23 protein-coding genes are annotated in these 26,167 nt (G+C 36.6%); 6 read left to right on the forward strand and 17 right to left on the reverse strand.

Annotated features, from left to right (window positions below; all coding sequences use genetic code 11):
* Positions 1 to 44: 44 nt before the first annotated feature.
* Entirely contained in the window at positions 45 to 587 is a 543-nt protein-coding gene (locus tag BK577_RS02035) for a glycerol-3-phosphate responsive antiterminator (RefSeq protein ID WP_078431384.1), read from the reverse strand.
* A 274-nt stretch (positions 588 to 861) separates the two neighbouring features.
* Between BK577_RS02035 and BK577_RS02040 the strand changes: the two genes are divergently transcribed.
* From BK577_RS02040 to BK577_RS02060, 5 genes are read left to right on the forward strand one after another with little or no spacing between them, the layout of a single operon-like run.
* Positions 862 to 2,403 carry a spore germination protein gene (locus BK577_RS02040; RefSeq protein ID WP_078433429.1) on the forward strand — a complete coding sequence of 514 codons (1,542 nt, stop codon included), beginning with the start codon at positions 862 to 864 and terminating at the stop codon, positions 2,401 to 2,403.
* Between the two features lie 12 nt (positions 2,404 to 2,415).
* Positions 2,416 to 3,600 (forward strand): Ger(x)C family spore germination protein, encoded by a 1,185-nt coding sequence (locus BK577_RS02045; RefSeq protein WP_078431385.1) that lies wholly within the window; start codon positions 2,416 to 2,418, stop codon positions 3,598 to 3,600.
* 6 nt (positions 3,601 to 3,606) lie between these two features.
* Complete coding sequence (locus tag BK577_RS02050; protein ID WP_078431386.1) at positions 3,607 to 3,840, forward strand: hypothetical protein; 234 nt, start codon at positions 3,607 to 3,609, stop codon at positions 3,838 to 3,840.
* Between the two features lie 21 nt (positions 3,841 to 3,861).
* Positions 3,862 to 4,398, forward strand: a complete 537-nt coding sequence (locus BK577_RS02055) for a GerAB/ArcD/ProY family transporter (protein WP_078431387.1) — start codon at positions 3,862 to 3,864, stop codon at positions 4,396 to 4,398.
* Positions 4,399 to 4,405: 7 nt separating this feature from the next.
* A complete protein-coding gene (locus tag BK577_RS02060; protein ID WP_078431388.1) occupies positions 4,406 to 5,491 on the forward strand; it encodes a GerAB/ArcD/ProY family transporter in 1,086 nt (361 codons plus the stop codon).
* Between the two features lie 99 nt (positions 5,492 to 5,590).
* Here the strand turns inward: BK577_RS02060 and BK577_RS02065 are convergent, their stop codons facing one another.
* The 12 genes from BK577_RS02065 to BK577_RS02120 form a co-directional block, all read right to left on the reverse strand.
* Positions 5,591 to 5,764, reverse strand: coding sequence for a Fur-regulated basic protein FbpA (locus BK577_RS02065; protein WP_078431389.1), 174 nt, complete (start codon positions 5,762 to 5,764; stop codon positions 5,591 to 5,593).
* Between the two features lie 22 nt (positions 5,765 to 5,786).
* Positions 5,787 to 6,200 (reverse strand): hypothetical protein, encoded by a 414-nt coding sequence (locus BK577_RS02070; protein WP_078431390.1) that lies wholly within the window; start codon positions 6,198 to 6,200, stop codon positions 5,787 to 5,789.
* 16 nt (positions 6,201 to 6,216) lie between these two features.
* Positions 6,217 to 6,939 (reverse strand): hypothetical protein, encoded by a 723-nt coding sequence (locus BK577_RS02075; protein ID WP_078431391.1) that lies wholly within the window; start codon positions 6,937 to 6,939, stop codon positions 6,217 to 6,219.
* A 141-nt stretch (positions 6,940 to 7,080) separates the two neighbouring features.
* On the reverse strand, positions 7,081 to 8,475 hold the full coding sequence (locus tag BK577_RS02080) for an aldehyde dehydrogenase (protein WP_078431392.1): 1,395 nt from the start codon (positions 8,473 to 8,475) through the stop codon (positions 7,081 to 7,083).
* An 83-nt stretch (positions 8,476 to 8,558) separates the two neighbouring features.
* Positions 8,559 to 9,767 (reverse strand): MFS transporter, encoded by a 1,209-nt coding sequence (locus BK577_RS02085; protein WP_245823413.1) that lies wholly within the window; start codon positions 9,765 to 9,767, stop codon positions 8,559 to 8,561.
* Between the two features lie 133 nt (positions 9,768 to 9,900).
* Positions 9,901 to 10,737 (reverse strand): undecaprenyl-diphosphate phosphatase, encoded by an 837-nt coding sequence (locus BK577_RS02090; RefSeq protein WP_078431393.1) that lies wholly within the window; start codon positions 10,735 to 10,737, stop codon positions 9,901 to 9,903.
* 93 nt (positions 10,738 to 10,830) lie between these two features.
* Positions 10,831 to 11,808: a ring-cleaving dioxygenase gene (locus BK577_RS02095; protein ID WP_078431394.1), complete on the reverse strand. Its 978-nt coding sequence runs from the start codon at positions 11,806 to 11,808 to the stop codon at positions 10,831 to 10,833.
* 180 nt (positions 11,809 to 11,988) lie between these two features.
* Positions 11,989 to 13,707, reverse strand: a complete 1,719-nt coding sequence (cysI, locus tag BK577_RS02100; RefSeq protein WP_078431395.1) for an assimilatory sulfite reductase (NADPH) hemoprotein subunit — start codon at positions 13,705 to 13,707, stop codon at positions 11,989 to 11,991.
* 29 nt (positions 13,708 to 13,736) lie between these two features.
* On the reverse strand, positions 13,737 to 15,560 hold the full coding sequence (locus tag BK577_RS02105; protein WP_078431396.1) for an assimilatory sulfite reductase (NADPH) flavoprotein subunit: 1,824 nt from the start codon (positions 15,558 to 15,560) through the stop codon (positions 13,737 to 13,739).
* Positions 15,561 to 15,733: 173 nt separating this feature from the next.
* On the reverse strand, positions 15,734 to 16,711 hold the full coding sequence (locus BK577_RS02110) for a nuclease-related domain-containing protein (protein WP_078431397.1): 978 nt from the start codon (positions 16,709 to 16,711) through the stop codon (positions 15,734 to 15,736).
* A 244-nt stretch (positions 16,712 to 16,955) separates the two neighbouring features.
* The gene (locus BK577_RS02115; protein ID WP_078431398.1) at positions 16,956 to 18,560 is read right to left on the reverse strand and encodes an ABC transporter permease; all 1,605 of its coding nucleotides are present in this window, start codon (positions 18,558 to 18,560) and stop codon (positions 16,956 to 16,958) included.
* Between the two features lie 19 nt (positions 18,561 to 18,579).
* Positions 18,580 to 19,464, reverse strand: coding sequence for an ABC transporter ATP-binding protein (locus BK577_RS02120; RefSeq protein WP_078431399.1), 885 nt, complete (start codon positions 19,462 to 19,464; stop codon positions 18,580 to 18,582).
* A 145-nt stretch (positions 19,465 to 19,609) separates the two neighbouring features.
* Between BK577_RS02120 and BK577_RS02125 the strand changes: the two genes are divergently transcribed.
* Entirely contained in the window at positions 19,610 to 20,197 is a 588-nt protein-coding gene (locus BK577_RS02125) for a TetR/AcrR family transcriptional regulator (RefSeq protein WP_078431400.1), read from the forward strand.
* 40 nt (positions 20,198 to 20,237) lie between these two features.
* Here BK577_RS02125 and licT read toward each other — a convergent pair whose 3' ends face one another.
* The 4 genes from licT to BK577_RS02145 all read right to left on the reverse strand — a co-directional run bounded on the left by licT (position 20,238) and on the right by BK577_RS02145 (position 26,115).
* Complete coding sequence (gene licT / locus BK577_RS02130) at positions 20,238 to 21,068, reverse strand: BglG family transcription antiterminator LicT (protein ID WP_078431401.1); 831 nt, start codon at positions 21,066 to 21,068, stop codon at positions 20,238 to 20,240.
* A 213-nt stretch (positions 21,069 to 21,281) separates the two neighbouring features.
* Positions 21,282 to 22,694: an aryl-phospho-beta-d-glucosidase gene (bglH, locus tag BK577_RS02135; protein WP_078431402.1), complete on the reverse strand. Its 1,413-nt coding sequence runs from the start codon at positions 22,692 to 22,694 to the stop codon at positions 21,282 to 21,284.
* A 34-nt stretch (positions 22,695 to 22,728) separates the two neighbouring features.
* Entirely contained in the window at positions 22,729 to 24,150 is a 1,422-nt protein-coding gene (gene ascB, locus BK577_RS02140) for a 6-phospho-beta-glucosidase (protein ID WP_078431403.1), read from the reverse strand.
* Between the two features lie 57 nt (positions 24,151 to 24,207).
* The gene (locus BK577_RS02145) at positions 24,208 to 26,115 is read right to left on the reverse strand and encodes a beta-glucoside-specific PTS transporter subunit IIABC (RefSeq protein WP_078431404.1); all 1,908 of its coding nucleotides are present in this window, start codon (positions 26,113 to 26,115) and stop codon (positions 24,208 to 24,210) included.
* Positions 26,116 to 26,167: the final 52 nt, after the last annotated feature.

A 26,167-nucleotide genomic window follows, 5' to 3' on the forward strand; every position in this document is an offset into this window, starting at 1 on the left:
CTGTCTTTTATCCCGCTTACTTCCACTTAAGGTAGAATTCCATTTTACTTTTCAAAATTCCAGAGCTCTTTTTTGGATGTTGTAATGGCATCTGCCCCAGCTTCCAACGCTTTTTGAACTTCTTCACCTGTACGAATTAACCCGCCTGCGAGTATTTTAGTTTGTGTACGTTCCTTTACCTCTTTGATCATCCAAGGCATTGCACCTGGTAATACCTCAATATAATCCGGTTTTGTTTTTTCCACTAAGCGATAGCTTCGTTCTAATGCATGGGAATCAATTAAAAACATCCTTTGGATCGCAATAACACCTTTTTGCTTTGCTTTTAAAATAACATTCGATTTTGTAGAAATAAGACCATAAGGTTGATATTCCTGACAAAGATACTCTGCCGCAAAATCATCGCTTTTCAACCCATGGATTAAGTCAACATGATAGATGATTTTTTTATGATGTTGCTCAGCTAATTTATGTAGATTGGCCAATTGAGAAATATGCGTTTCCAAAAAAACACCAATCTCATAGTCGCTAACCAGGAACCGTTCGAATTGTTTAATAGATGAAAAAGCCGGTAAAATCTTTTGCATGTGTACTCCTCACTTTATCTTTATGTTGCAAATATTTATTTTTTCATCATAAAGCTTCGCTATAAAAATGTCACCCTTTTGCCAAAGATCCCTGATGCACTTTATTTTCAAAGACTTGGATAATTCACCCTAATTTGTTAACAATACGTGTTAGCACCCTTTTCTTGCTAGGAGGTTTAGATTGAAAACACGTGTTCCTAAACCATTGTCAAAATTAATAAAAGAAAAAAAACAAAACAAAAACTTTACTGAAAAATTATCTGCCATCCAAGAGATGAATAGCAGATCACAAGAGCAAAAGAAGATCGAACAAATCTCTTCCAACCTTCATTGGAACTTATCCTACATTAAAGAGGTAATAGGAAACAGCTCAGATATCGTTATTAGAGAATTCAAGGCCGGTCAAAGCGGTTTAATTGATATAGGAGTTATTTTTACTGATGGATTAGCTGACAAAACCTTTGTACAAGATTTGGTTTTGGACACTCTAATGGTTCAAATTAGGGATGCAGATGTTGATCATACTGATATTCACACAGACTTGTTTGAATTCATTAAGGCACAAACTCTACCGATCGGAGAAATAAAGGAGATTGTTCAATTCGAAACTCTTTTTTTTCACTTTTTGTCTGGTGATACTATTTTATTGATGGACGGATTTCCTAAATGCTTAGCTATTGGGTCAAGAGGCTGGGCTGATCGCGGAGTACAGGAACCTTCTTCCCAGACAGTTGTTAGAGGTCCAAAAGATGGTTTTTCTGAAACTTTAAGAACGAACACGGCTTTGATAAGACGTAGAATTAAAGATCCAAACCTTTGGCTTGAGACGAAACAGCTCGGCAAAAAAACGAAAACAGATGTTGGCATTATGTATATAAAAGGTGTAGCGAACGATAAGATTGTAAAAGAAGTTCATACTCGGCTCGATAAGATAAAAATAGATGCAATTCTTGAAAGCGGATATATAGAAGAACTCATACAGGATAGTACATTTACTCCCTTTCCAACTGTCTTTAATACAGAACGGCCTGACACTGTGGCGGCTGCCTTATTGGAAGGAAGAGTAGCCATTCTGGTTGATGGAACTCCATTTATTCTTATCGTTCCTGCTCTTTTAGTTAATTTTTTTCAAGCAAGTGAGGATTATTATCAACGAGCTGATATCGCAACACTAATTCGCTTACTTAGATATCTATCGTTTTTTCTCGCATTGCTAACACCTTCAGCTTATATTGCAGTAACAACCTTTCATCAGGAAATGCTGCCTACTCCGTTACTCATAAGTCTGGCAGCACAGAGAGACGGAGTTCCATTTCCCGCGATTGTCGAGGCAATCATTATGGAAATAACGTTTGAAATACTACGGGAAGCCGGAGTGCGAATGCCCAGAGCAGTTGGTTCAGCGATCTCCATTGTTGGTGCACTTGTTATAGGTCAGGCAGCTGTTGAAGCTGGGATTGTCACAGCCACAATGGTCATTGTTGTTTCCTTAACAGCGATTAGCAGCTTTGTTTCTCCAACATTTAATATGGGTATTGCAGTGCGGATCCTTCGTTTTGGGTTTATGTTTCTCGCTGGAACGTTCGGTTTATTTGGCATTATTTTAGGCTTAATTGCCATGGTCCTTCATCTTAGCAGTTTGAGGTCTTTTGGGATTCCTTATTTATCACCGAATGCCCCATTTATTTTACAAGACCAAAAGGATAATTTTTTCAGATTTCCACATTGGGCCTTATTTGCACGCCCGCGTTTAATCAATCAAAAGGATACAGATCGAGAGGATACACCTTCTCCAAAACCACCTACTACTAGTTAAGGAGTTTACCTTATGTACAAGAAGTTACTTATTATTATTTGTATGCTTCTTCTTACTTCTGGTTGCTGGAGTAAAAAAGATTTAAACGAACTTGCCATCGTAACAGCGATTGGTATCGATAAAACAGAAAATGGTTATTCAGTATCGATTCAAATATTAAATCCGTCAGAGCTTGCAGGAAATACAAGCTCTGGACGTACTGAAGTGGTGAGATTTGTAAAATCTGGAGAAACCGTGTTTGAAGCATTACGGAAGCTGTCAACTGACACTCCCAGACGTATTTATTTAGCACATCTTCGTGAAGTTGTCTTTGGAGAAGAAATAGCTAGTGAGGGGATAGGTAAAGCTCTTGATTTTATTTCAAGAGATCATGAAATGAGAACTGACTTTTATATTACAGTCGCAAAAGGGTCTACTGCAGCCGACATCTTAAATATTCAAACCGCAATCGAAAAAGTGCCGGCAAATAAACTTTTTAATGCACTTGAAAACTCTGAGAGTGTTTGGGCAGCAGCAAAAACAGTTAAGTTGGATGAATTGATTAATAGTATTGTGAGTAAAGGAAAAGAACCTGTATTAACTGGTATCTATCTTTACGGAAATGCCGAAGCTGGCGGAAGTATCGAAAACGTTCACAATGTCTCACCCGAAACAGGGTTAAAAATTGATTATCTTGCTGTGTTTAAGAAAGACAAACTGATTGGTTGGTTAAATAAGGATGAAAGCAAAGGTTTTAACTATATTACCGACAATATTAAAAATACAGTTGTAACGATTGAACAAGAAGATGGCAAAATCGCCATCGAAACTTTACGTTCTAAAACCAAAGTAAAGGGAAAAATGGAAAAGGGTAAACCTGTTATCGATATTTCCATCACAACTGAAGGAAATATCGCTGATGTTGAAAGTAGTATTGATTTAACAAAACCTGAAAATATCGACAAATTAGAAAAAAAGTATAGTGACAATATTAAAGAGAAGGTACAAACCTCTATTCAACAGGTTCAAGAGGAATTTCAAAGTGATATTTTTGGTTTTGGAGAAGTTATTCATCGGGAAGATCCAAAAGCTTGGAAAGGACTAAAAGATAACTGGGATGAACATTTCACAAATTTAGACGTAAATGTTCATGTCAAAGCGGACATAAGAAGATTAGGTACAATTACAGACTCATTCCAAAAAGAAACAAAGGAGTAGACATATATGTGGCCAATTGTTGGGATTCTCCTTATAGGTTTACTCGTTTGGGTTATTGAGATTAAGATATTATTAAAAAGTAAAAGCTACCGGGAGATTATCATCTATAGTTTCTTACTGATTAGCGGATTATCATTTGCTTTTCTTTTAGCACTTAATATAAGAATTCCCACTCCGCTTGATTTTCTAAACCGTATATATAGTCCTATTATTTCATCTATAGAACGCTTTTTGTCATAGAGAGGTAGTTGATATGTAAACATGCTTGAAAAAGGGAAAATTAATACAGGTGAATTTGAAATTATTGTGATTATTTTTACTCTAGGTAGCTCCATATCATTTTATAAAGGAACTATTATCGGTGGAATTATTTTATCAATCCTTATCATATTCAGTATCATAGTACTAGGAGCAGATTTTACTGCAAGGCATGCTTACCCTTCCTATATATTAGAAAAAAAAATAAGTCTTGAAACAGTAATTGAAAGATTGGAAGTCATTGTTGCCATCATTTGGTTTTTTTCTATGTATTTTAAGCTTACGATTTGCTATTACGGAATCACTCTTGGCCTTGCACAAATATTCAAATTAAAGAGCTATAAAATTCTGGTTTTTCCATTAGCCTTTTTACTAGTCACCTTTTCTATCATCCTATACCCGGATATCGTTTATTTTCAAGATTTCCTTGCCCACACATGGACACCGTATTCCTTAACAATTTGTTTCTTTCTTCCATGCATTATTCTGTTTACAGCTAAGGTTAAAAAAGTCAAAACGAACAAAGAAAGCGGAAGGTAAGACTAATATGGAGAATGCAAAGATATCCGCCATTCAGTTGGTTACGATCATGTACATTTTTGTTGTAGGTACAACCGTTATTTTCCCATTAGCTGCAGAAGCTGAACAAGCTGCCTGGATTTCAATTTTACTTGGTATGTTTTTAAGTTTTCCCTTGCTTTTGATTTATCACTATTTATATAAACTGTATCCTAACCTGGTCTTAACAGAATACACAAAAAAGATCCTGGGTAAATATTTAGGTACCGCAGTCGGCATTTCCTATGTTTTGTTTTTTTTATACGGGGCTGCCCGTGATGTTCGAGATGCAATGGAACTGGCACCTCTATTTTTACACGGAACACCTGTATCGGTCATCGGGATTATGTTTTTACTCCCTGTACTCTATGGATTATTTTTAGGAATAGAAGTCCTGCTAAGAACAAGTGAAATATTCATTGTATATCTGGTCCTAACAGGGATATTAATGATTATCTTTATTTTTCTTTCTGATATTTTTCAATATGAAAATTTATTACCTGTTTTAGAACCAGGTTGGGAAAAAATCGTTGGTACAGCAGTGAGAGAAGCTTGGATAGCACCTTTTGGAGAAGTTGTTTGTTTTACAATGGTATTTGCATATTTAAATAAACCAAAACTTCAATTAAAGGCATCTTTTATGGGAGTCATAATAGGAGGGTTATCTTTAACACTTTTTCACTTTTTAACGATCGGGGTATTAGGTGCCGATAGTAGAGGTACTTCCATATCTCCTTTTCTGAGAATGGTTCAAAAAATTGAGGTTGCTGACATTATTCAAAGACTTGATGCACTTTTTATGATTTGGCTGTTAGTTAATGATTTTTTTAAAGTCGCCATTTTTATGTATGCAGCAGTGATAGGCGGAGCAACATTATTTAAAATATCTAAAAATGTGTTAGTTTTACCTTTTGGAGCCATAGTCTTTTTCACTTCCAATTATTTTACAGGAAACTACATTTCTCATATGGCTCAAGGTGATTTTATGCTTGCATATATTTATCCTATTTTTACCTTTGCTATTCCACTTTTATTATGTGTAGTGGCTTTTATTCGGAAAAAGAGAAAGAAGTGATGTCGGTGTCGAATTTTATCTAATAGAAAATTGCAAATAATTATTCAGTGTCCAAAAAAAGCCATGAAAAAGGAGACTTACTTTCACCTTTTCATGGTCTTATGAAACGGAATGATTCTTTTCTTTTACCAGCTTATATTCACTTTCCAGTTCAGGTAAAGTTAATTCATATAATTGGCGATCATCTGATGATTTAAAGCAGTTTAACTTTAACAGTTGTTGAATGATAAGGTCCTTCTGAAAGACGATACCTTCTTTCATGTATTTACCCATTTCTTTCACATCCTATGAAAACCTACATTAGTTGATTTTCCGTCATACTATTTAAATGTCTTTCTAACATTATTTTTAACTCATTGGACTTTTTCAAGCCATTTGTCGCTTCCAAGAATGTATCCTCATCACCATGCCCCAGAGACTGATCAACCTGAAATTTCAAGTGATTAATATGTAACTCCAAATCCATTAACGAATAAATATATCCTTTAATGAAATACTTTTCTAAGTCGTCTAATGCCATATATATATACTTATCAGAATTCAGGATAACCATGTTATACCATCCCTGTTCATGTACATATGTACGTTCATTAGTTACTTCCAGAAATTCTCCACGCTTAATTGTCAGCATATCCTCATGCTCCCCATCTGGACAAAAACACTCGACAAAATGTTGGAACTGTTGATTCACGATAAAATAGTGATGCATAGTCGAAACTCCTCTCTTAATGGACATTTTGATCTTTAAATATATCTTTGCATAGTTTTGTTAAAGGACATTCAAAGCACCCTTGATTGTTTTCATTAATAAGTTGCTTTATATACTCCAAATATTGAACTCCCTTTGGAATATCTTGCTCACTTGGATAAAAGGCAGTTATTCTTCCATCTAATAAAGAAACAATCTCAATCTTTTCAGGTAGTATTCCCAAAGATTCGTAAGAGAAAACCGAAACGAGTTGACTATATCTTTCCATCAACTGCTGATCTGCCTCTAAAAGGAATTTTTTTACTGAAAAAGATGTAGCTGACCATTCTGCTAATTCGATCGTAATGGAGGCTTGAGATTCTAAACCCTTTATGTATAGTTTTTCATATAAGAAAAGCGGCGGTTGCTTACTTTTGGTTGAGAGAAACTGAAGCAAATGGTCCGTTATTTTGGCTAAAACCATATAATACTCTTCCCCGGACTGAAAAATATCAAACCTGACTTGGTGCCAATACTCATTTATTAACTTTAATGCAGATAGCTTTGTCTGATCTTCTAAACGAAGCTCATAATATGTATGAACAATTGAATTGATGACTGCCTGTATATTCTGTCTCCACATTCGCTCTTTTTCATGAAGGAGCTGAAAATAGTAAACTTGATACGGACATTTTATAAAAGACTCTAAATGATCTTGCATCACATTCTTCTCTGCCATATGTTTGTTTTCATTCATCATTTAGAGAACACTTCCTTTCATTTGATGATAATGATTATCATCATCCTTTATAATTGTAATTGAAAACCATTCTCAATGTCAAGAATTCATCTCAATAAAATTATTAGAAAAAAGGATCAGTTTCCATAACTGATCCTTTCCTTACTTCATCAATTTTTTCATCATTTTTAAACTGTTTTTTGCATTAGGATACCTAAAGCTGAAATCAAAACGATTGGTTTGTTTGAGTACACTCTTATAATGGGAAAATGTTTGAAAGCTCGCCTCCCCATGATACGTACCCATTCCACTTTCACCCACACCTCCAAAAGGCAGGTATGGTGTGGCAATATGCATAAGTGTATCGTTAATACACCCTCCACCAAATGATGTAGACTCAGTGACTTGTTTTGCTACCTCATCATTCGTTGTAAAGACGTATAAAGCTAACGGCTTTGGACGGCTATTAATAAAATCAACTGCTTCTTGTATGTTATCGTACTCCAAGATTGGCAGTATGGGTCCAAAGATTTCTTCTGTCATTAGAGGAGTTGTGAGATCTTTTGGTTTGATCAGTGTTGGATTTATCTTAAGCCGTCTTTCATCAGATTGACCGCCGAACAAGATTGTCCCATCTGATAAATAACTTTTTAACCGGTGAAAATGACGGTTATTCACAATTTTTGTAAACTCATCATTTTGAATTGCGTTTTCACCAAAAAATTCAACAATTACCTTTTTTAATTCTTCGATTAATGGCTCTTTAATTTTTTTATCGAGAAAGAGATAATCCGGTGCAATACAGGTTTGACCGGCATTTATTAGCTTTCCAAACACAATTCTCTTTGCAGCAAGCTGCAAATTGGCTGATTGGTCTACAATGCAAGGGCTCTTCCCACCAAGCTCTAATGTGATCGGAATTAATCTTTCGGCAGCAGCCTTCATCACAATTTTCCCCACAGGGACACTTCCAGTAAAAAAGATATAATCGAATGGTTGATCTAATAAAATACTTGTTGTCTCGACTCCACCTTCCATCACAGTCACATAGGCAGGGTCAAACGCTTCTTGAATTAACTTTACCAGTATTGAAGATGTATATGGTGTTAATTCAGAAGGCTTTAGAATGGCTGTATTTCCCGCTGCAATAGCTCCAATAAGTGGGGCCAGTTGTAGCTGAAACGGATAATTCCATGGTGCAATGATAAGCGTGACACCATAGGGCTCAGCTACTCTAATACCTTTTGATCCTATATGTGTCTTTGCTGTTTTTACCTTTTCAGGCTTCATCCATTTATCTAAATGCTTTAATGTAAATTTGATCTCCTCTAACAAAAAGCCAATTTCAGTCATATATGCTTCTGTTTCAGATTTATTTAAATCAAGTTTAAGCGCCTGACAAATTTCTTTTTCATGTTTCCGAACCTGTTCAGCAAGGGTTTGAAGCATTCTTATTCTGAAGTCCTTTGACTTTGTTTGACCCGTATGAAAGAAGTTTTTTTGAAGTTGAACAACTGTTGATACAGATTCAACAGTCTGTTCGCTCAATTGAACCATGACAATTCCTCCTAATAGAGCTTATCACCTGTTAATATAGACTTCATAAGGTGAAGATGTCAAAGTTTATCATTCCTACTTTCCTACATCGACTCTATTTTATTTTTTGAAAGAGGCGAATGTTGATATCCCCATTTCAATGATAAGAACATTCCGATTATTCCTGCTGCGCCTGCGGTCAAAAACACTGGAAGAAATGTTCCTTCCTCAGAAAATAACCCTGAGATAAATGGCCCTAGAAAAATACCGATTGCATACACAGCTTGAAACAACCCCATCGCAGTGGCGCGTTTTCTATTTGGAATGGTTTGAATCGCCATGCCCATTAACAATGGAATCGTCATCCCTTGGGCAAAGCCATTAAATGCCTGTGTGAGATAGAGAACTTCCAGGTTATTTATAAACGGAATGATGACTGAAAACACAAATGTACCAAAGAATCCCACAACTAAGATTTTCCACTTCTGAAAGTTTCCAGCTAAATATCTTCCAGTTATAATAGGCGCAATTGCATGGGGGACCATAAAGCTAAATACTAAATAAATAAGGCTCTCCTTTGAGGCACCTATCTTTAGCGCATAGTCTGGGGTAAATCCAAACATCGTAATAAATAGGACAGCGTGAGCAAGCGCTGATAGGATTGCTGCTTTTAAGACAGTAGGTTCTCTTAGGACTTCATTTAGTTCGCTCATTTTAATCTTCTTAGTCTCTGTTTTCTTCTTCGATTCTTTTATTTGAAGCGCTAACAAGATCCCAAGTATTCCAACAAATCCACCTATCCAAAATGGAGATTTCCATCCCCATTGAGTTACGAGGTATCCACTCAAACCCATACTTATAAGTTGGGAAGCAACCGTAATAAACTGTACATTCCCCATAGCTCTTGTAGTGTCTTCTTGCTTAAAATAGCTCGCATATAGAACAGTAAATGCAACCCACATCGATGCTGTAATACCGGAAATAAACCTTGAAACCAAAGCAAACTCTATACTCTCAGTTAAAGCAAAACCAAGGCAGCTGATCACTCCTGTCACTAAGCCGGCTATTACAAACGGCTTCCGAATTTGCAGACGATCTGAGACAACTCCAACGGGAAGTCGTAATAAAATTTGCATAATACCATAGCTTCCGACGATAAATCCGACGAACGTATATGTACCACCTAAATAGTCCAAATAAGAGACAAAAACCGGCACATAAATATAAAGTGAAAACCAATAAATAAAGGTAATTAGAATAAACAATATATGATCATAGAGTGAGAGCTTCTGAACTTCGATATCACCAGTCAAAATAAACCTCCTTATGTAGCTTTCTATGTGTATTTATCTATCTTATCGGCTTTCATACATCTTTTAAATACTAAAAATAAAAAAAGAGAAGAAAATCAACATTATGTTAATCTCCTTCTCTTTATGAATATGCTTAGAAGTACAATACCCAAATCACGACGACCAGCACAATACGGTAGATCGCAAATGGCATTAATTTAATTTTATTAATCAATTTTAAGAAAAACCGGATTGATATTAACGCAAAAACAAAGGCACTAATAAATCCTGCGATAAAAAACGGCATGGCATCAAGTGTGAAGTATTGCCAGTTTTTAAGAAGAGATAGAAAGCTTGCGCCCGCCATAATCGGTACAGCCATAATAAATGTAAAATCAGCTGCTGCACGGTGACTCATTCCCAATAACACACCACCTGAAATCGTCGAGCCAGAGCGTGAAAAACCAGGCCATAATGAAAGACACTGAATAAGCCCCACTGATAATGCCTGCTTGTACGTAATTTGGTCAACCGTATCAATCTTCGGTACTTTTGGACCGAAAAGGTCAGCAGCAATCATTAAGAGCGCACCCACAACTAACCCGATTAACACAGTTTCGATAGAGAATAAATACTCATCGATATAATCCTCAAACAAAACACCTAAAACACCTGCCGGAATTAACCCGACAATAACTTGTGACAGCTTTAGTCGATTCTGAGTAGTTCTTTTTTGTACACTTTTGCTAAATCTGCTTAATCCCAGCATTTGAATAAATCTGTCTTTAAATACAACGACAACTGCTAATATAGACCCTAGTTGAATAACAATTTTAAATGTATTTGCAACATATTTTGTTAAAAATTCTTCTGATTGTAACCACATATCATCAACAATAATCATATGACCTGTTGAAGAAACCGGTGCAAATTCTGTTAATCCTTCTACCAAGCCTAATATAACAGCTTTTAAGATTGTAATAAAATCCATCCTTATAAGCTCCTATCATTCTTTAATCGATAAACCCACAAATGTAAGTATACCGTCAAAGCAGCTGAGATGGAACTTAATTTTTCCTTAAGATTATTCTTTTACAAATGCCTTTGTACTTCTTACTGTGTCAATCTGACGAACCATTTTTTCAATTTGTTCACGTTTTGGTTCCAGAAAAGGTGGCAATGAGAGTTTTTCACCTAATGTTTCATAAGGCTCATCCCCCATAAATCCCGGACCATCTGTTGCAAATTCAAATAAAATATGAGGTGCAACCCTAGCATATAATGATTCAAAGAAATGTCTGTTTACATATCCTGATGTGTGGAATCCTATGTTTTCCATTCTGGAAATCCACTCTTCTAACACATTTCGATCCTCTACTCGGAAGGCTACGTGGTGAACTGTACCAAAGCCTTGAATTCCCTGTGGAAGCATAACATTATGCTCCACTATAACCTGTGCTCCATTTCCACCTTCACCTACTTCGAATAAATGGAATGATCCTTCCTGGGCAATTTCCTTAAACAAAAGAGCTTTTTCTAATACTTCTTTTAGTTGATCAAAATTGGAGATTCTGATAAAGATTGGCCCCAAGCCTGTAATAGCGTGCTCTAATGGAATAGGTCCTTTTTGCCAAGGTGTACCTGAAGCAACTCCCTTATTATGCTCATCAGAAATTAACTGGTAGTGTTGATCATCAAAATCAACAAAAGACAGTGTTTTCTTGCCAAATTGTTCTTTAATTCCTGTGTGATTAACTCCTAAACGATCAAATCGTTTGGCCCAATAATCTAGTGAAGCATCTGTTGGAACCCGGAAAGATGTTTTTGAAATTTCATTTGTTCCATGAGCTCCTTTTGGAATCCCAGGAAAATCGAAGAAAGTCATATCTGTACCAGCACTGCCTACATCATCGGCAAAAAATAAATGGTAAGTCTGAATATCATCCTGATTAACTGTTTTCTTCACTAACCGCATTCCTAATGCATAAGTGAAAAATTCATAATTTTTTTCTGCACTACTAGTAATAGCTGTTACATGGTGTATTCCTTTTAAATGGTTCATTTTTATTCCCCCGTTATCATGAATGTACTATTTATTATGATTTTTTTATGTTTATAAATACATTTAATTCAAATATCTTGATTTGAAGATAATATATCATGAAATTACCCTCATTGCAAGTCATTGAACTAAGGTAAAGTTATCAAAAAAAAACCAAGGATTTCTCCTTGGCTCTCGTTATCAATCATGAAAATTTGTACCATCTGTTGTTGCTTTAATAATACCTGCGCGGATTACGAAGTCACCAAAGTGCTCGTTTTCTTTACGCTCTTTTGCGTAGCGTGGAAGAATTGTACCAAGCTCTTTCAAAATTTCTTCTTCTCCGATGTTTTCACGGTACATTTTGCTTAGACGTGTTCCGTCATGTGCTGCACCTAAGTACATATTGTATTTACCAGGGGCTTTACCGATAAATCCTATTTCGCCTAACGCATGCCGTGCACATCCGTTTGGACAGCCTGTCATACGGATCGTAATCTCTTTATCATTAAGACCGTTTTGATCAACAATTTCATCGATTTTATCGATAAGTGTTGGTAGATAACGTTCTGCTTCTGCCATTGCTAAACCACATGTTGGTAACGCCACACAAGCAAGTGCGCTTCGGCGTAATGCAGAGTAATGCTTACCATCGGTTAGACCATATTTTTCAATAATCTCGTCGATTTTTTTCTTTTTCTGTGTTGATACATTTCCGATGATTAGGTTTTGGTTGGCTGTTAAACGGAAATCGCCTTTGTGAATTTTCGCGATTTCTCTTATTCCAGTCATCAGTTTGTAGTTTTCATAGTCTGTTATACGTCCACCTTCAATAAATAATGTGAAATTCCATTTTCCTTTCACACCTTTTACCCAACCATAGCGATCACCGTTATGGTCAAAGTTGAATGGTTTTGCTTCATCAAGACTCCATCCAAGACGATTATGAAGTTCCTCTACAACATTTTCCAATCCCAATCGATCAACAGTATATTTGAAGCGGGCATTTTTACGAGATGAACGATTTCCGTAATCACGTTGAATGGTGATAACTTTTTCTGCAACATCATAGATTTGTTCCGGTTTACAGAAGCCGATTACTTTTGCAAGCTGTGGATATGTCGTTTTATCACCATGTGACATACCCATTCCGCCACCAATCGCTACGTTAAAACCAACAAGCTTGTCGTTTTCAACAATCGCGATTAAGCCTAAGTCTTGAGAAAATACATCGACATCGTTTGACGGTGGTACAGCAATCCCGATTTTAAACTTTCGTGGTAAATAAAGCGGGCCATACATTGGCTCAACTTCTTCAATATCAGGTGTACCTGCTACTCTTTCTTCATCAAGCCATATTTCATGGTAAGCTCTTGTACGTGGAAGTAAATCATCACTTAGCTTTTTAGACCATTCGTACACTTCTTCATGGACAGTTGATTGATAAGGATTTGCCACACACATAACATTACGGTTAACATCTCCACAAGCAGCTATCGTATCCATTAAGGATGCATGAATGCCTTGTATTGTTGGCTTCATATTCCATTTTAGAATACCATGCATTTGAAATGTCATACGAGTTGTAAGCTTAAGTGTTCCATTTCCGTATTTATTTGCAAGATCATCCATTACAAGCCATTGATCAGGTGTTGCGACACCACCAGGTAATCGAACACGCAGCATAAATTGATAAGCCGGCTCTAATTTTTGTTTTTGACGTTCATTACGAAGATCACGGTCATCCTGCAAATAGCTGCCGTGGTGCTTCATCAAGCGGTTGTCATCATCAGAAATTCCTGCGCTTAGACGTTCGAGCATCGATTCTTTAAGTGTGCCACGCAAGTAGTCACTTTCTTCTTTAATACGTTCAACATCACTTGGAGCGCCTTCTGGTGCTTTTAAAATTTGGTTCGCCATGTTCTAGAAAAACTCCTTTCAATCAAAAATCAATATACATCACGTTGATAACGTTTTGTTTGCTGCATGTCGGCAAGGTAGCTTTCCGCTTTTTCACGGCTTAGCCCGCCTTCTTTTTCTATAATATCGATAAGGGTCTGATGCACATCGTGTGCCATATGCTTTTCATCACCACAGATGTAAACAACCGCACCTTGTTCAAGCCATTCGAATAGTTCCTTGCTGTGCTCATTCATACGATGTTGCACATAAACTTTTTCTTCTGTATCACGGGAGAAAGCAACATCCATTTTCGTTAGGACGCCATCTTTTAACCATTTTTGCCATTCTGTCTGGTAAAGGAAATCTGTCACAAAATGCTGATCTCCAAAGAACATCCATGACTTTCCTTCCGCACCGATCTCTTCACGCTCCTGCATAAAGGAACGGAAAGGTGCCACACCTGTACCAGGTCCTACCATGATAATCGGAGTATCCGGATTTTCCGGAAGCTTAAAGTTTTGGTTATTTTGCACATAAACCGGTAAAGTATCACCAGGCTGTAATCGTTCCGCCGTTAAAATTGAAGCAACTCCATTGCGTTTGCGGCCATGAGTTTCATAACGAACTGCACCAATTGTTAAGTGAACTTCCTCAGGGTTTGCTGCTAGACTACTAGAAATGGAATACAAACGGGAAGGCATTTTACGTAAAATCGCAACAAAATCCTGTGCCGAAACATTCCATGGTCCAAAATCACGAAGTAAATCTATTAAATCACGTCCGTCGATATATGATTTTAATTCATTGATTTTTTCCGGAGCAACAAGAGCTTTTAATTCTTCATTCGAAGAAAGCTGTGCTGCTTTTTCAATTAAAGGCTTTGTCAGAACAGTAATTTCGAGTTTTTTGCTTAATGCTTCTTTTAGCGTTATCTCTTCTTTATTAACAGTAACTGTTTGATTTCCATCCCATTTTGTTGTTTCTAACACTAGCTCAACAAGCTCAGGATCATTCTCCGGATACACACCAAGGCTGTCACCAGGCTCATAAGTTAGTCCGGAACCTTCAAGAGATAACTCTACATGACGTGTTTCTTTATTAGAACCACGACCATTTAAATTAAGGTTTTCAAGAACTTCTGCTTTAAAAGGATTTGTACGAGAATACGCTGATTCAACAGCAGGTGCTGCAGCAACAGCTGATGCTGATTCAACACTTGCAGACTGCACTTCACTTAATCCTGCATACACTCCTTCAATCCATTCTGCGGCAGGCTCATCAAAATCAAGATCACAGTCAATACGCGGGTATAAACGAGTGCCTCCAAGATCTTCTAAACGTTGATCAAATTCTTTTCCTGTTTGACAGAAAAACTCATATGAGCTATCACCAAGTGATAACACCGAAAAGCGAAGATCATCCAGCTTCGGAGCACGCTTTCCATGTAAAAACTCATGGAATGATAAGGCATTATCCGGTGGATCTCCCTCTCCATGTGTACTCACCACAATAAGAAGATTCTCAACCTTTTTTAAATTATTCGGTTTGACATCACTCATTGATGATACAGTCACTTTATAACCGCGCTCTTCGAGTGTTTTTCCTGACTTTTCAGCGAGACTCTGGGCATTACCTGTTTGTGAACCATAAAGAATTGTAACATCTTTTGATACCGGCTTTACATTAGCTTGAGCAACTGCTCCTGCTACCGGTGCCTCGGGCGCAGCCGGAACACTAGCAGAACCAGACTGAGTAGCAGCTAAATATCCGCTCAACCAGACTTTTTGAGAATCTGTCAAAGTTGGCAGAAGACGATTAAGGAGCTCAGCTTGCTCCTGATTAAACGGGCTGTTCATTACCTGAAGTTGCAACAAAATCCACCTCACAAAGAAATATACTTATACAAATTATTACATAGTTCCTAGTTTCCATCATTTTTTGCTCACATACAAGTAAAAAATATAATTCATTTTAACACAACTCATTATTCCTATCAATAAAGTTGGAATTAATTGTGCAAAGAATTAAAAAGTTTTTGTCAAATTTAAAATTCTCTTATTTTGGTAAGATCATATTTTCGTCCTTTATTCTCTCCTACATATGGAATATCCATTGATTTTAGCAATCTTTTTGCTGTGTCCGCTGATTGGAGATTCAAAAAGTCCCGCAATTGACTATTGGTTATTGTGGAATTGAATAGCAATCTATATTCATTTATTGCTTGTAGATGAGCCTGTTTACTTTTCATTTTGCAAACTGGACAAGCCCAGTAACCGTGATACCTCTTCATGCCAATATATTTGCATGAAGAACACATTACTCCTTTCCGAATGTCATTTTTTGTTAATTGAAACTTTTCGAAAATACTTTGATCTTGTTCAAGGTGACCCTTTAAGAGGGACCGTGCTGCTTTTTTCATCCCTTTAGAATTTAGTATTTCTGGTGATTTTGATTTTTCGAGTAGAAATAGCTTTTCAGGGAGTTCTTCCTTACGGATAACTTGTTGACTAATATGAAGGCTTTTTTTGGAAGTACGGATAATTGATTGAGGATTGCTGACCACAACATAGGAGGTAATGGGCATTTGCTTGAGGCGGTGCTTTTCCAGCCATCTCTTTAACTGCTGTTCCTGTCTTTTTAACTGTGTTAAAGGATAAGAATAAGCACGCTCTTTTCCATTGTGGGTGGTTTGAATAAGTTGCTTAAAATCATGATCAAAGTAAAGCGTACCTGAAATGTTTTTAACCTCAAGGACAATAAAATGGCTTTTTGTTAGGAGCAGTGTATCAACTTGAAAGAAGTACGTATTGTCTTTCAAGCGCAAATCGTGAAAAATCAGGTAATTTTTTTCATCCAAAAAGCTTAAAGGATAATCTAATGAAGTTTCTCCCCTATATCCAGCCTCTCTTTTTTTAAGTTCTTCTGTTATCTTCGGGATTTCAGGATGATGAGGAGAAATTCTGTCTAATAATGCATGTAATTTAAGGATCATAAGAGGTTTTTTGCGTTCTTTGACAATCATAGCATCACTCCAATGGATGTTTTCACCTAATTAAGTTCTCTATTTTTATAAATATCCCTTTCTCTGGTTTAAATTTATTTAAATACATCTATATCAGCGATTTCAGAGATATATCGGCGATCTATAATTTATATCAGCGAAATTGAACATATATCGGCGAGAAGCCGAATAAATCAGCGGAAACAACAACCACCGCCATTTAAAAAGCCCTCTAATAGCTGCATGGCTATTAGAGGACTCCAATTCATCCTTCTATGTCCCGTTTTCGATACCCGATAAATCCGATGATCATAAGAACAACTGAGATACAAGTTAGTAAAGTAATGGAAACATAGTTTATTTCCTCCACAGGAAGCTGTGGAACATGACCGAATGGTGAGAGATTTCCCATCCATTCTGGAAATTGAAGAAGTTCACCTAAATAAACAACAAAGAAGGAATAGCCTAGATACAACCATGCAAATCCGGAGATTCGGGGAATAACACCAATTACGAATACACCCAAACCTGTCATCATCCATATTGCTGGCAAATAAACAATCGCCGCTTTACATAATAAACTAAAAGAAATAGGATCTTGCATAACACTTGCCGCTGCAGCCCATAATCCAATTGTCGCTAAACACAACATGACAAATCCCAATATAATGGAAAGAAATAAGTAACTCCCTAGCAGTTTATACCGGGATACTGCGCGAGTTAATAAATGCTCAGTCCGATTTTGTTTTTCTTCCCCCTTTAGTTTAAAGAGAAATATTAAAGCAGGTACTGTGCTAATCATCGAAATAACGGACATTAACATGGAAACAAATTGTTCTGTCAAGGTTAAGCCTTCAACCGGTGTTAACATTTGACTCACCATCTCATTACTTGAAAAAAATAATTCTAAATCTCCAAATACTGAGCCGTAGGAAACACCTAAAATGAACATTCCGATCGCCCATGTCATAATAGATGTTCGTTGAATTCTAAATGCCAAACCAAGCGAACTTTGCAATAATCGTGATGCATGCTTTCGACCTGGCCTGGATGAAATAAATCCTGCGCCCACATCACGAATCGTATTTAAATAATATGCTAAGATCATAAGAATAATAGAAAAAAAGATGGTTAATCCGACCGGCCACCAATAATTGTTTACATATACTTCGGTTTTCAATCCCCAACCTAACGGTGAAAACCAAGATATTGTTTCATTGCTCACATCACCGATTGCACGAATTAAATAAGATATTCCTAATACCGTAAAGGACAGACCTATTGTTCCTCTAGCATTTGATGATACTTGTGCAAAAAACGCTGTAACAGCACTGAAGAAAATACCTGTTGTCCCGAGAACTACTCCATATAATAGCGAGCCTTCAAGATCCATACTTCCGATCTGCAAACTATACAAGCCAAATCCAATGATGATTGCCAGTAAACTATTCATTGCGATTAACACAATCATAGTTGCACTTAACGCTGAAAGGCGTCCAACAGGCAGGGAACGGATTAATTCAAGTCTCCCTTCTTCTTCATCTGCCCGTGTATGTCTTGTCACAAGTAAAATGCTCATGATCGCGACAATAATCGCGGTAAATAGTAACATTTGATGAGCCATCATCGGCCCCTCTGTATAATGATCCAGCCCATAGCCTGGTCCTACCATTGCGGTCATTGCCGGATTTTTCATCGTTTCTGCAATTGCCTGTCTTTCTTCCTCTGATTTGTAAAGACCTGTGAAGGCTGTTGCTGTGACAATTGTGATGAAAGACAGTACGATAATCCAGATTGGTAAACGGATCCGGTCCCTTCTTATTAGGAAGCGGGTCATTGTTCCGGTTTCACTATAAAGCTGTTTCCACATGAAGATCTACCTCCCGCTCTCAAGTTTCATCATAATGACGCATAAACAAGTCTTCTAATGTTGGCGGAGTACTTTCTAATTTATCGAGACCAAACCGGGAAATATAACGGATTACCTCATCAAGATCCTTTCCATTTACTTGAAAAGAAAATTCCCGATCATTGCCGACTATTTCATGAACACCCTGTATTGTTTCGAGCCCTAAAATTGGCTGCTTTGTTTGAATAACTAAATTTGTTCTTGTAAGGTGACGAAGCTCATCTAATGTTCCAGTTTCAATAATCTCTCCTCGTCTAATGATCCCTACTCGATCACAAAGTCTTTCAACCTCTGATAATATATGACTTGAAAGAAGCACACTCTTTCCATTCCTCTTTGCTTCTAATACACATTCTTGGAACACCTTTTCCATTAAAGGATCAAGCCCAGATGTAGGCTCATCTAATATAAAGAGATCAGCATCAGTTGAAAAGGCTGCAATTAATGCTACTTTTTGACGGTTTCCCTTAGAATAGGTACGACACTTCTTCGTAGGATCTAAATTAAACCGCTGAATCAATTCATCTCTGCGATTTTTATCCGCTGATACACCTCGTAACCTCATGAATAAATCAATCACCTCACCGCCAGTTAAGTTTGGCCAAAGATTCACATCACCAGGCACATAGGATAAATGCTTATGGATTTCAACCGCATCCTTCCACGCGTCCTTCCCGAAGATCTCCACTTCTCCGCCAGATGCTTTTAAAATCCCTAAAAATATCCGTATTGTAGTAGATTTCCCTGCTCCATTTGGGCCAATAAATCCATACACTTCCCCTTGGTTTACTTCAAGATTTACATGATTCAAGGCTGTGAATTTCCCAAATTTCTTTGATACATTAACTGCTTTAAGGATCGACATTATTCTCCCCCTTTTATAAGTTTTGAAATATTTTAACTTATATATTTCATAATATACAAATACTCAGTTGTTTTCAAGATATTTTGAACTCATTCATTTGTGATATTTCATATTTTTGATTAAACTAAGAATGAGGTGAAGAAATTTGGACGGGTTTCAACGACGAAAAGAACAAAAGAAACAAAACATTTTAGAAGCAGCCTTGCAATTATTTATGGATTTTGGGGTTCAAAAAGTAGCCATTTCAGATATTGCGAAAAAAGCAAATGTTTCGCAAGTAACGATATACAATTATTTTGAAAGTAAGCACAATCTTGTAAATGAAGTCTTTCTCTACTATGTAAATAAGGCTTCCAGTCAATTTGAACAGGTTATTCATAGTGACATACCTTTCCCAGAAAAAATTAAAACACTTATTTTTAACAAGAAAGAAGTTGCTAGTTCAATAAATGAGGAGTTTTATCAGTATTTAATGAAGGAATTCTCAACAGAAGGAAATTATATAGAGAAAATATATGCAGAAAAGGCTGTACCTTATCTTCAACTTTTACTTAAAGAAGGAAAAGAGCAGGGATATATTAATAAGGAGTTATCAGAAGAGGCCATGTTATTTTATATATACATGCTCAAGGATTATATACAGAGGGAAGAGGTGTATCAGAAGATCCTGCCGCTTACTGAGGATATAACGAATATATTTTTCTATGGAATCATGGGAAAAGAACGAGAATAATGAAGGAGGCGCATGGAAAAATTTCATGCGCCTACTTCAATCAACGATTAACTACTCGTTCAATATGAACCGTTAAATATAATTTCTCATCATTCGTTAATTCATAATCAAACTGTCTTTTTACATAGTTATTTATTTTTTCCGTACATTCAAAAGCATCTTTATGTTTATTTTTTACAGCTTCAAACAAGAAGTCATCATCACTTTCCATGTATGTTTGACTGTACAGCCTTTGTGCGAAAAATTTTAAATGAGTAACAAAACGGAAAAAGTTCAGTGATTCTTCATTAAATTCAAGGCCAAAGTGATATTTAACGATTTTAAGAATGTCTTGCATTGTTTTTGTTATATTTACAATATTCGGCATTTCTTCATTTAACTCAGCATTTACAATATGCATCGCAATAAAGCCTGCTTCATCCTCTGGAAGAGTGACCTCGAGCTTTTCCTTAATCAAGCATAAAGCCTCTAACCCGATAGAAAATTCATCTTTGTATAATTTCTTGATCTCCCACAATAAGGCATTTTTAATATCAAGACCTTTTTTATTTCTTTCAATTGCAAAGTTAATATGGTCTGTTAATGAAATGTATATACTATCATTTAGTTCTCTTCCAAGCTTTCTTTTTGCTAGTTTTATGATTTCTTCTGCTACTTCCATTAATTCTAATGAAACTTCATATAGAAGACTTTTAAATCGTTCTGATATATCATTGTTTTTCAAGGTAAATACCTTTTCTATTTTCTCTTCCTCTATTTCATCACCGGGCTTTTTTTGAAAAGCAAGACCCTTACCCATGATGACAAGTTCTGTATTTTCTTCATTATAAGCACTTACGACATTATTGTTATAAACCTTTTCTATTTTCATACGATCACCTAAATCATGTTTTATGGCGTTCATTTGAGGACATTAAAAACAGTATTTCTCTTATAATCTCTTTATATTACAGTGTATTATACGGCAAAACATATTCATTTTCATCTACTAGTTACTTTTGGTAAAAGCTTATAGGACAAAGGCTGTTTTATAATTAAGAGAAGAAGGAAAGCTCCATAACCTGAGCTTTCCTTGGTGATTTTTTTAAAAGTCTTCCCCATTTGTAGAAATCACATTTTTGTACCAGTCAAAGCTTTTCTTTTTATAGCGTTTATTTGTTCCTTTTCCTTCACTATCGCGATCTACGTAGATGAATCCGTATCGTTTTCTAAGCTCTGCAGTTGATGCACTTACAAGGTCAATTGGCCCCCATGATGTGTAACCCATTATCTCAACACCATCACCGATCGCATTTTTCATTTCACGAATATGTGCATCAAGATATTCAATTCGATAATCATCTTGAATTGAACCATCTTCTTCAACTTTATCAACAGCACCAAGTCCGTTTTCAACGATGAAAAGTGGTTTTTGATAGCGATCATACAATTGGTTACAAACTGTTCTTAAACCAACAGGATCGATTTGCCAGCCCCACTCTGAAGCTTTCAAGTATGGGTTTTTCACACCAGCTAAAAGGTTTCCGGCTGTTTTTTCATCTTGATGTTCAGGAGCTGTGCTCGCTACAAATGACATGTAATAGCTAAATCCAATGTAGTCAACTGTATGCTTTTGAAGTAGCTCCAAATCTCCATCAGCCATTTCGATGTGAATATCTTTGTCTTTAAAGTAATTTAACATATACGTTGGATATTTCCCTCTTGATTGAACATCTGAGAAAAATAATGTTTTACGATCTTGAGTGAGTGCTGCAAACATATCCTCCGGCTTAGATGTATAAGGATACGTTATCATTGAAGCAATCATACAGCCAATTTGTGATCCGGGAATAATTTCATGTCCGGCTTTAACTGCAAGTGCACTTGCTAAAAATTGATGATGTGCCGCTTGATAAATATCTTGTTCATTCTTTTGTCCATCTTCAAATTCCAGCCCACCACCTGTAAATGGTGCATGTAATAGAACGTTAATTTCATTAAATGTCATATAGTATTTCACTTTGTCTTTAAAACGAGTAAAGATCGTTTTTGCTAAACCTTCATAAAACTCTACTAATTTACGATTCTTCCATCCACCATAGTTTTTTACTAAACCCAGTGGCATTTCGTAGTGAGAAATGGTAAGAACCGGTTCAATATTATGCTTTAGCAGCTCATCGATCATATTGTCATAAAATTGAAGACCTTTTTCGTTTGGCTCTACCTCATCGCCATTTGGAAATAATCGCGTCCAAGAGATCGAGAAACGAAATGCCTTAAAGCCCATTTCGGCAAATAGTTCAATATCTTCCTTATACTTGTGGTAGAAATCAATTGCATCATGATACAAATTAAAATTCTCCATTGAGTAATCCGGTGGACTCATAATCCCATTAGGAGAAACATCAGCCGTTGAAAGACCTTTTCCGTCCTCTTGATATGCACCTTCTAATTGGTTTGCAGCAACTGCTCCTCCCCATAAAAATCCTTCTGGAAATTTTCGTGTGTTTGTATTCATACGTATCACCTTTCCATCCTTTTATAGTAAAAAATTAGAGCACTTCCCCATTCGTTTCGATTACTTTTTTATACCAGTCAAAGCTTTTCTTTTTATATCTAGTAAGTGTACCTTGTCCATCATTTTCTTTATCTACATATATATAGCCATAACGTTTTTTCATTTCACCGCTTGATGCACTTACAATATCAATTGGCCCCCAGCTTGTGTAGCCAATGATTTCTACACCATCTTTAATGGCTTCAGACATTTCTTTAACATGCTTTTTTAAGTACTCAATACGGTAGTCGTCATTTACTTCTCCGTCTGATGAAAGTTGATCGACAGCCCCTAACCCATTTTCCACAACAAATAATGGTTTTTGGTAGCGATCATATAATTGATTTGCTGTAATTCTGAATCCTTTCGGATCAATCGTCCAACCCCACTCTGATTTTTCAAGATAAGGATTCTCAATTGAGCCAAATACATTCCCAGCTGTCATATTATTGATTTCCGGATCTGTACTTGTTGCACGACTTGCATAGTAACTAAAGCCGATATAGTCAACAGTGTGACTTTTTAATAGCTCTTCGTCTCCATTTTCCATGTTAATCATAAGGTTATTGTCTTTAAAAAATCTCTTTGCATAACCAGGATATTTTCCGCGTGATTGAACATCAATGAAGAAAAATGACTCGCGGTCTTTATCCATCGCATCCCACACATCTTCCGGATTACATGTATATGGGTATGTCATTCCTGCAGCTAGCATACAGCCGATTTTGGCATCCGGACTAATTTCATGACATGCTTTAACAGCAAGTGCACTTGCAACCAACTGATGATGTGCTGCTTGGTATTGAATTTGTTTTTTATTGTCACTTTCTTTGAACACTAGACCTGCGCCTACAAATGGTAAATGTAGGAGCATATTGATTTCATTAAACGTCATCCAATATTTCACTTTGTCTTTATATCGTTTAAAAAGAGTTGTAGCATATGTTTCAAACAAAGAAACCAGTTTACGATTTCTCCAGCTTCCATAGGTTTCCACTAAATGAACTGGGACATCAAAGTGTGCAATTGTCACAACAGGTTCAATGTTGTTTTTTAATAATTCATCGAATAAATCGTCATAAAACCTTAGGCCAGCTTCATTTGGCTGATGGTCATCTCCATTTGGAAAAATACGTGCCCAGGACACCGATACACGCAAAGCTTTAAAACCCATTTCTGCAAAAAGCGCAATATCCTCTTTATAACGATGGTAAAAGTCGATTGCTTCGTGGGATGGGTAAAACTCACCTTCAAGTGGTTGAAAAGAAGGAAGGTTTCCAAACATAATATCCCAACGTTTTTCACCAGTAGGAAGTAAATCAATTGTAGTTAATCCTTTACCATCTTCAAGATAGGCACCCTCAGCTTGATTTGCAGCAATGGCACCGCCCCATAAAAACCCTTTTGGAAATGTCATTTGTTCCTCTCCTTTCAATTTTGGAGGAAAGAAAACAGAGCTTTCCTCCATTTGTTATTACTTTTTGTTTAGATTAAATAGTTGATCACCGAAATTTATTTGTTTTTCACTTGTTTTTTGCAAGTTGTAATCCTTGAAATTCGTTACCACAACTGGTGTTGTAACAGGTAATCCCTCTGCTTTAATTTGCTTAATATCAAATTCAATTAATAATTGTCCTTTTTCTACCCTTGCCCCCTGGCTTGTGTGAGCTGAGAAATGTTTCCCGCCAAGTTTCACAGTATCCATGCCAATGTGGATTAAAATCTCTGCACCTTGATCTGTTTTGATCCCAATCGCATGGTTAGTTGGGAAAAGTGCTGAAACTGTGCCTGAAGCTGGTGCGAAAAGCTTTCCTTCAATAGGTTCAATTGCCACACCATCACCAAGTGCTCCAGATGCAAACGCTTCATCTTTAATGTCAGATAAGATCTTGACTTCACCTTTTAGTGGGCTTGCGATTTCTTCTGTTGCTACATTAGAAGTAGTAGTTGTTGCTGCTGCTTCGTTTTGCGCAGATTTCGTTTCTTGGTTTTTGCCTTTACCCATTCCGAATAGATACGTAAGGACAAAACCTAATGCAAATGCAATAACAAATGAAATTAATGCTCCCCATAAAGCAAATGTAACTCCTTCAGTTGGGCTAATCATGGCTGGAATAACAAAGATTCCTAGACCACCTATCATATATAGGTTTGTTCCAACTGCACCAATGATCCCTCCACCAATACCTGCTGCAATACAGCTTATGATAAATGGCTTTTTAAGAGGTAATGTGATTCCATAGATTGCCGGTTCTGTTACACCGAAGATACCTGAGATGAATGCTGGAATACTTAATGTTTTTAACTTTTGTTGCTTTGTTTTTACATACACTGCAAGGACAGCGCCGATTTGTGCAAATGATGCAGCCAATGTCGTTGCTAAAATCGGATCTGCACCCATTGTTGAAATGTTATTAATTGCAATTGGTACAAGACCCCAGTGAAGACCAAAAATAACCATAACCTGCCATAGTCCACCTACAAAAACACCTGCGATAATTGGACTTAAGTTGTAAATGAATAGTGTTGCCATTCCCAATAAATTTCCTGCCCATGTTGATAGTGGGCCAATAATAATAAATGTGAGCGGTACCACAATTAGTAAAGTAAACAATGGTACTAAGAATGCTTTTACAACATCCGGAATCATTTTTCTTAAACGCTTTTCAACAACAGCCGCGAAATAAGCAGATAGAATAATAGGAATAACAGATGAAGCATAACTCATTAAGATAACTGGTACACCTAAAAATGTAATATAAATTGGTGATTCAAACATCGTGCCTGCAAATAATGTATAAAGTGGTTCACCTGCTGTTAATCCTGATAGCGTCGGATAAACGAGTGATCCTCCAATGGCCATCCCGATGAAAGGGCTTCCTCCAAACTTTTTAATAGCTGTATAACCTAAGAAGATAGGGAAGAAGTAGAAAAGTGAATCACCTATTGCATTTAAAATTTGATATGTTCCTGATGTTGACTCAAGCCAACCCATCGCAATAAAAAGTGCGTTAAACCCTTTGATCATCCCTGTAGCAGCTAATACGCCAAGAACAGGTGTAAAAATGCTTGAAATAATATCAATGAAACTTGCTTTTTGTTTTTCACCGTCATCATCAACAGGAGACTGTGCTTGTAATCCACTTACATCCAGAACTGCTTTATATACATCTGGCACATGGTTCCCAATAACAACTTGATATTGTCCGCCACTCTTCATGACCGTTACAACATCATCCATATTCTTCAAGACTTCTGTATTTGCTTTAGATTCATCTTTTAATTTAAATCGTAATCTAGTAATACAATGCACGACACTGGAAACGTTTTCTTTTCCGCCGACATTTAAAATAATATCTTTAGCCAACTGCTCGTATTTCATGAGTTGTCCCTTCTTTCGCGAAGTTTTTAGACAAATAAAAAACCTGAGCCAA

Source organism: Metabacillus halosaccharovorans (genome assembly GCF_002019635.1).
Taxonomy (GTDB): Bacteria; Bacillota; Bacilli; order Bacillales; family Bacillaceae; genus Metabacillus; species Metabacillus halosaccharovorans.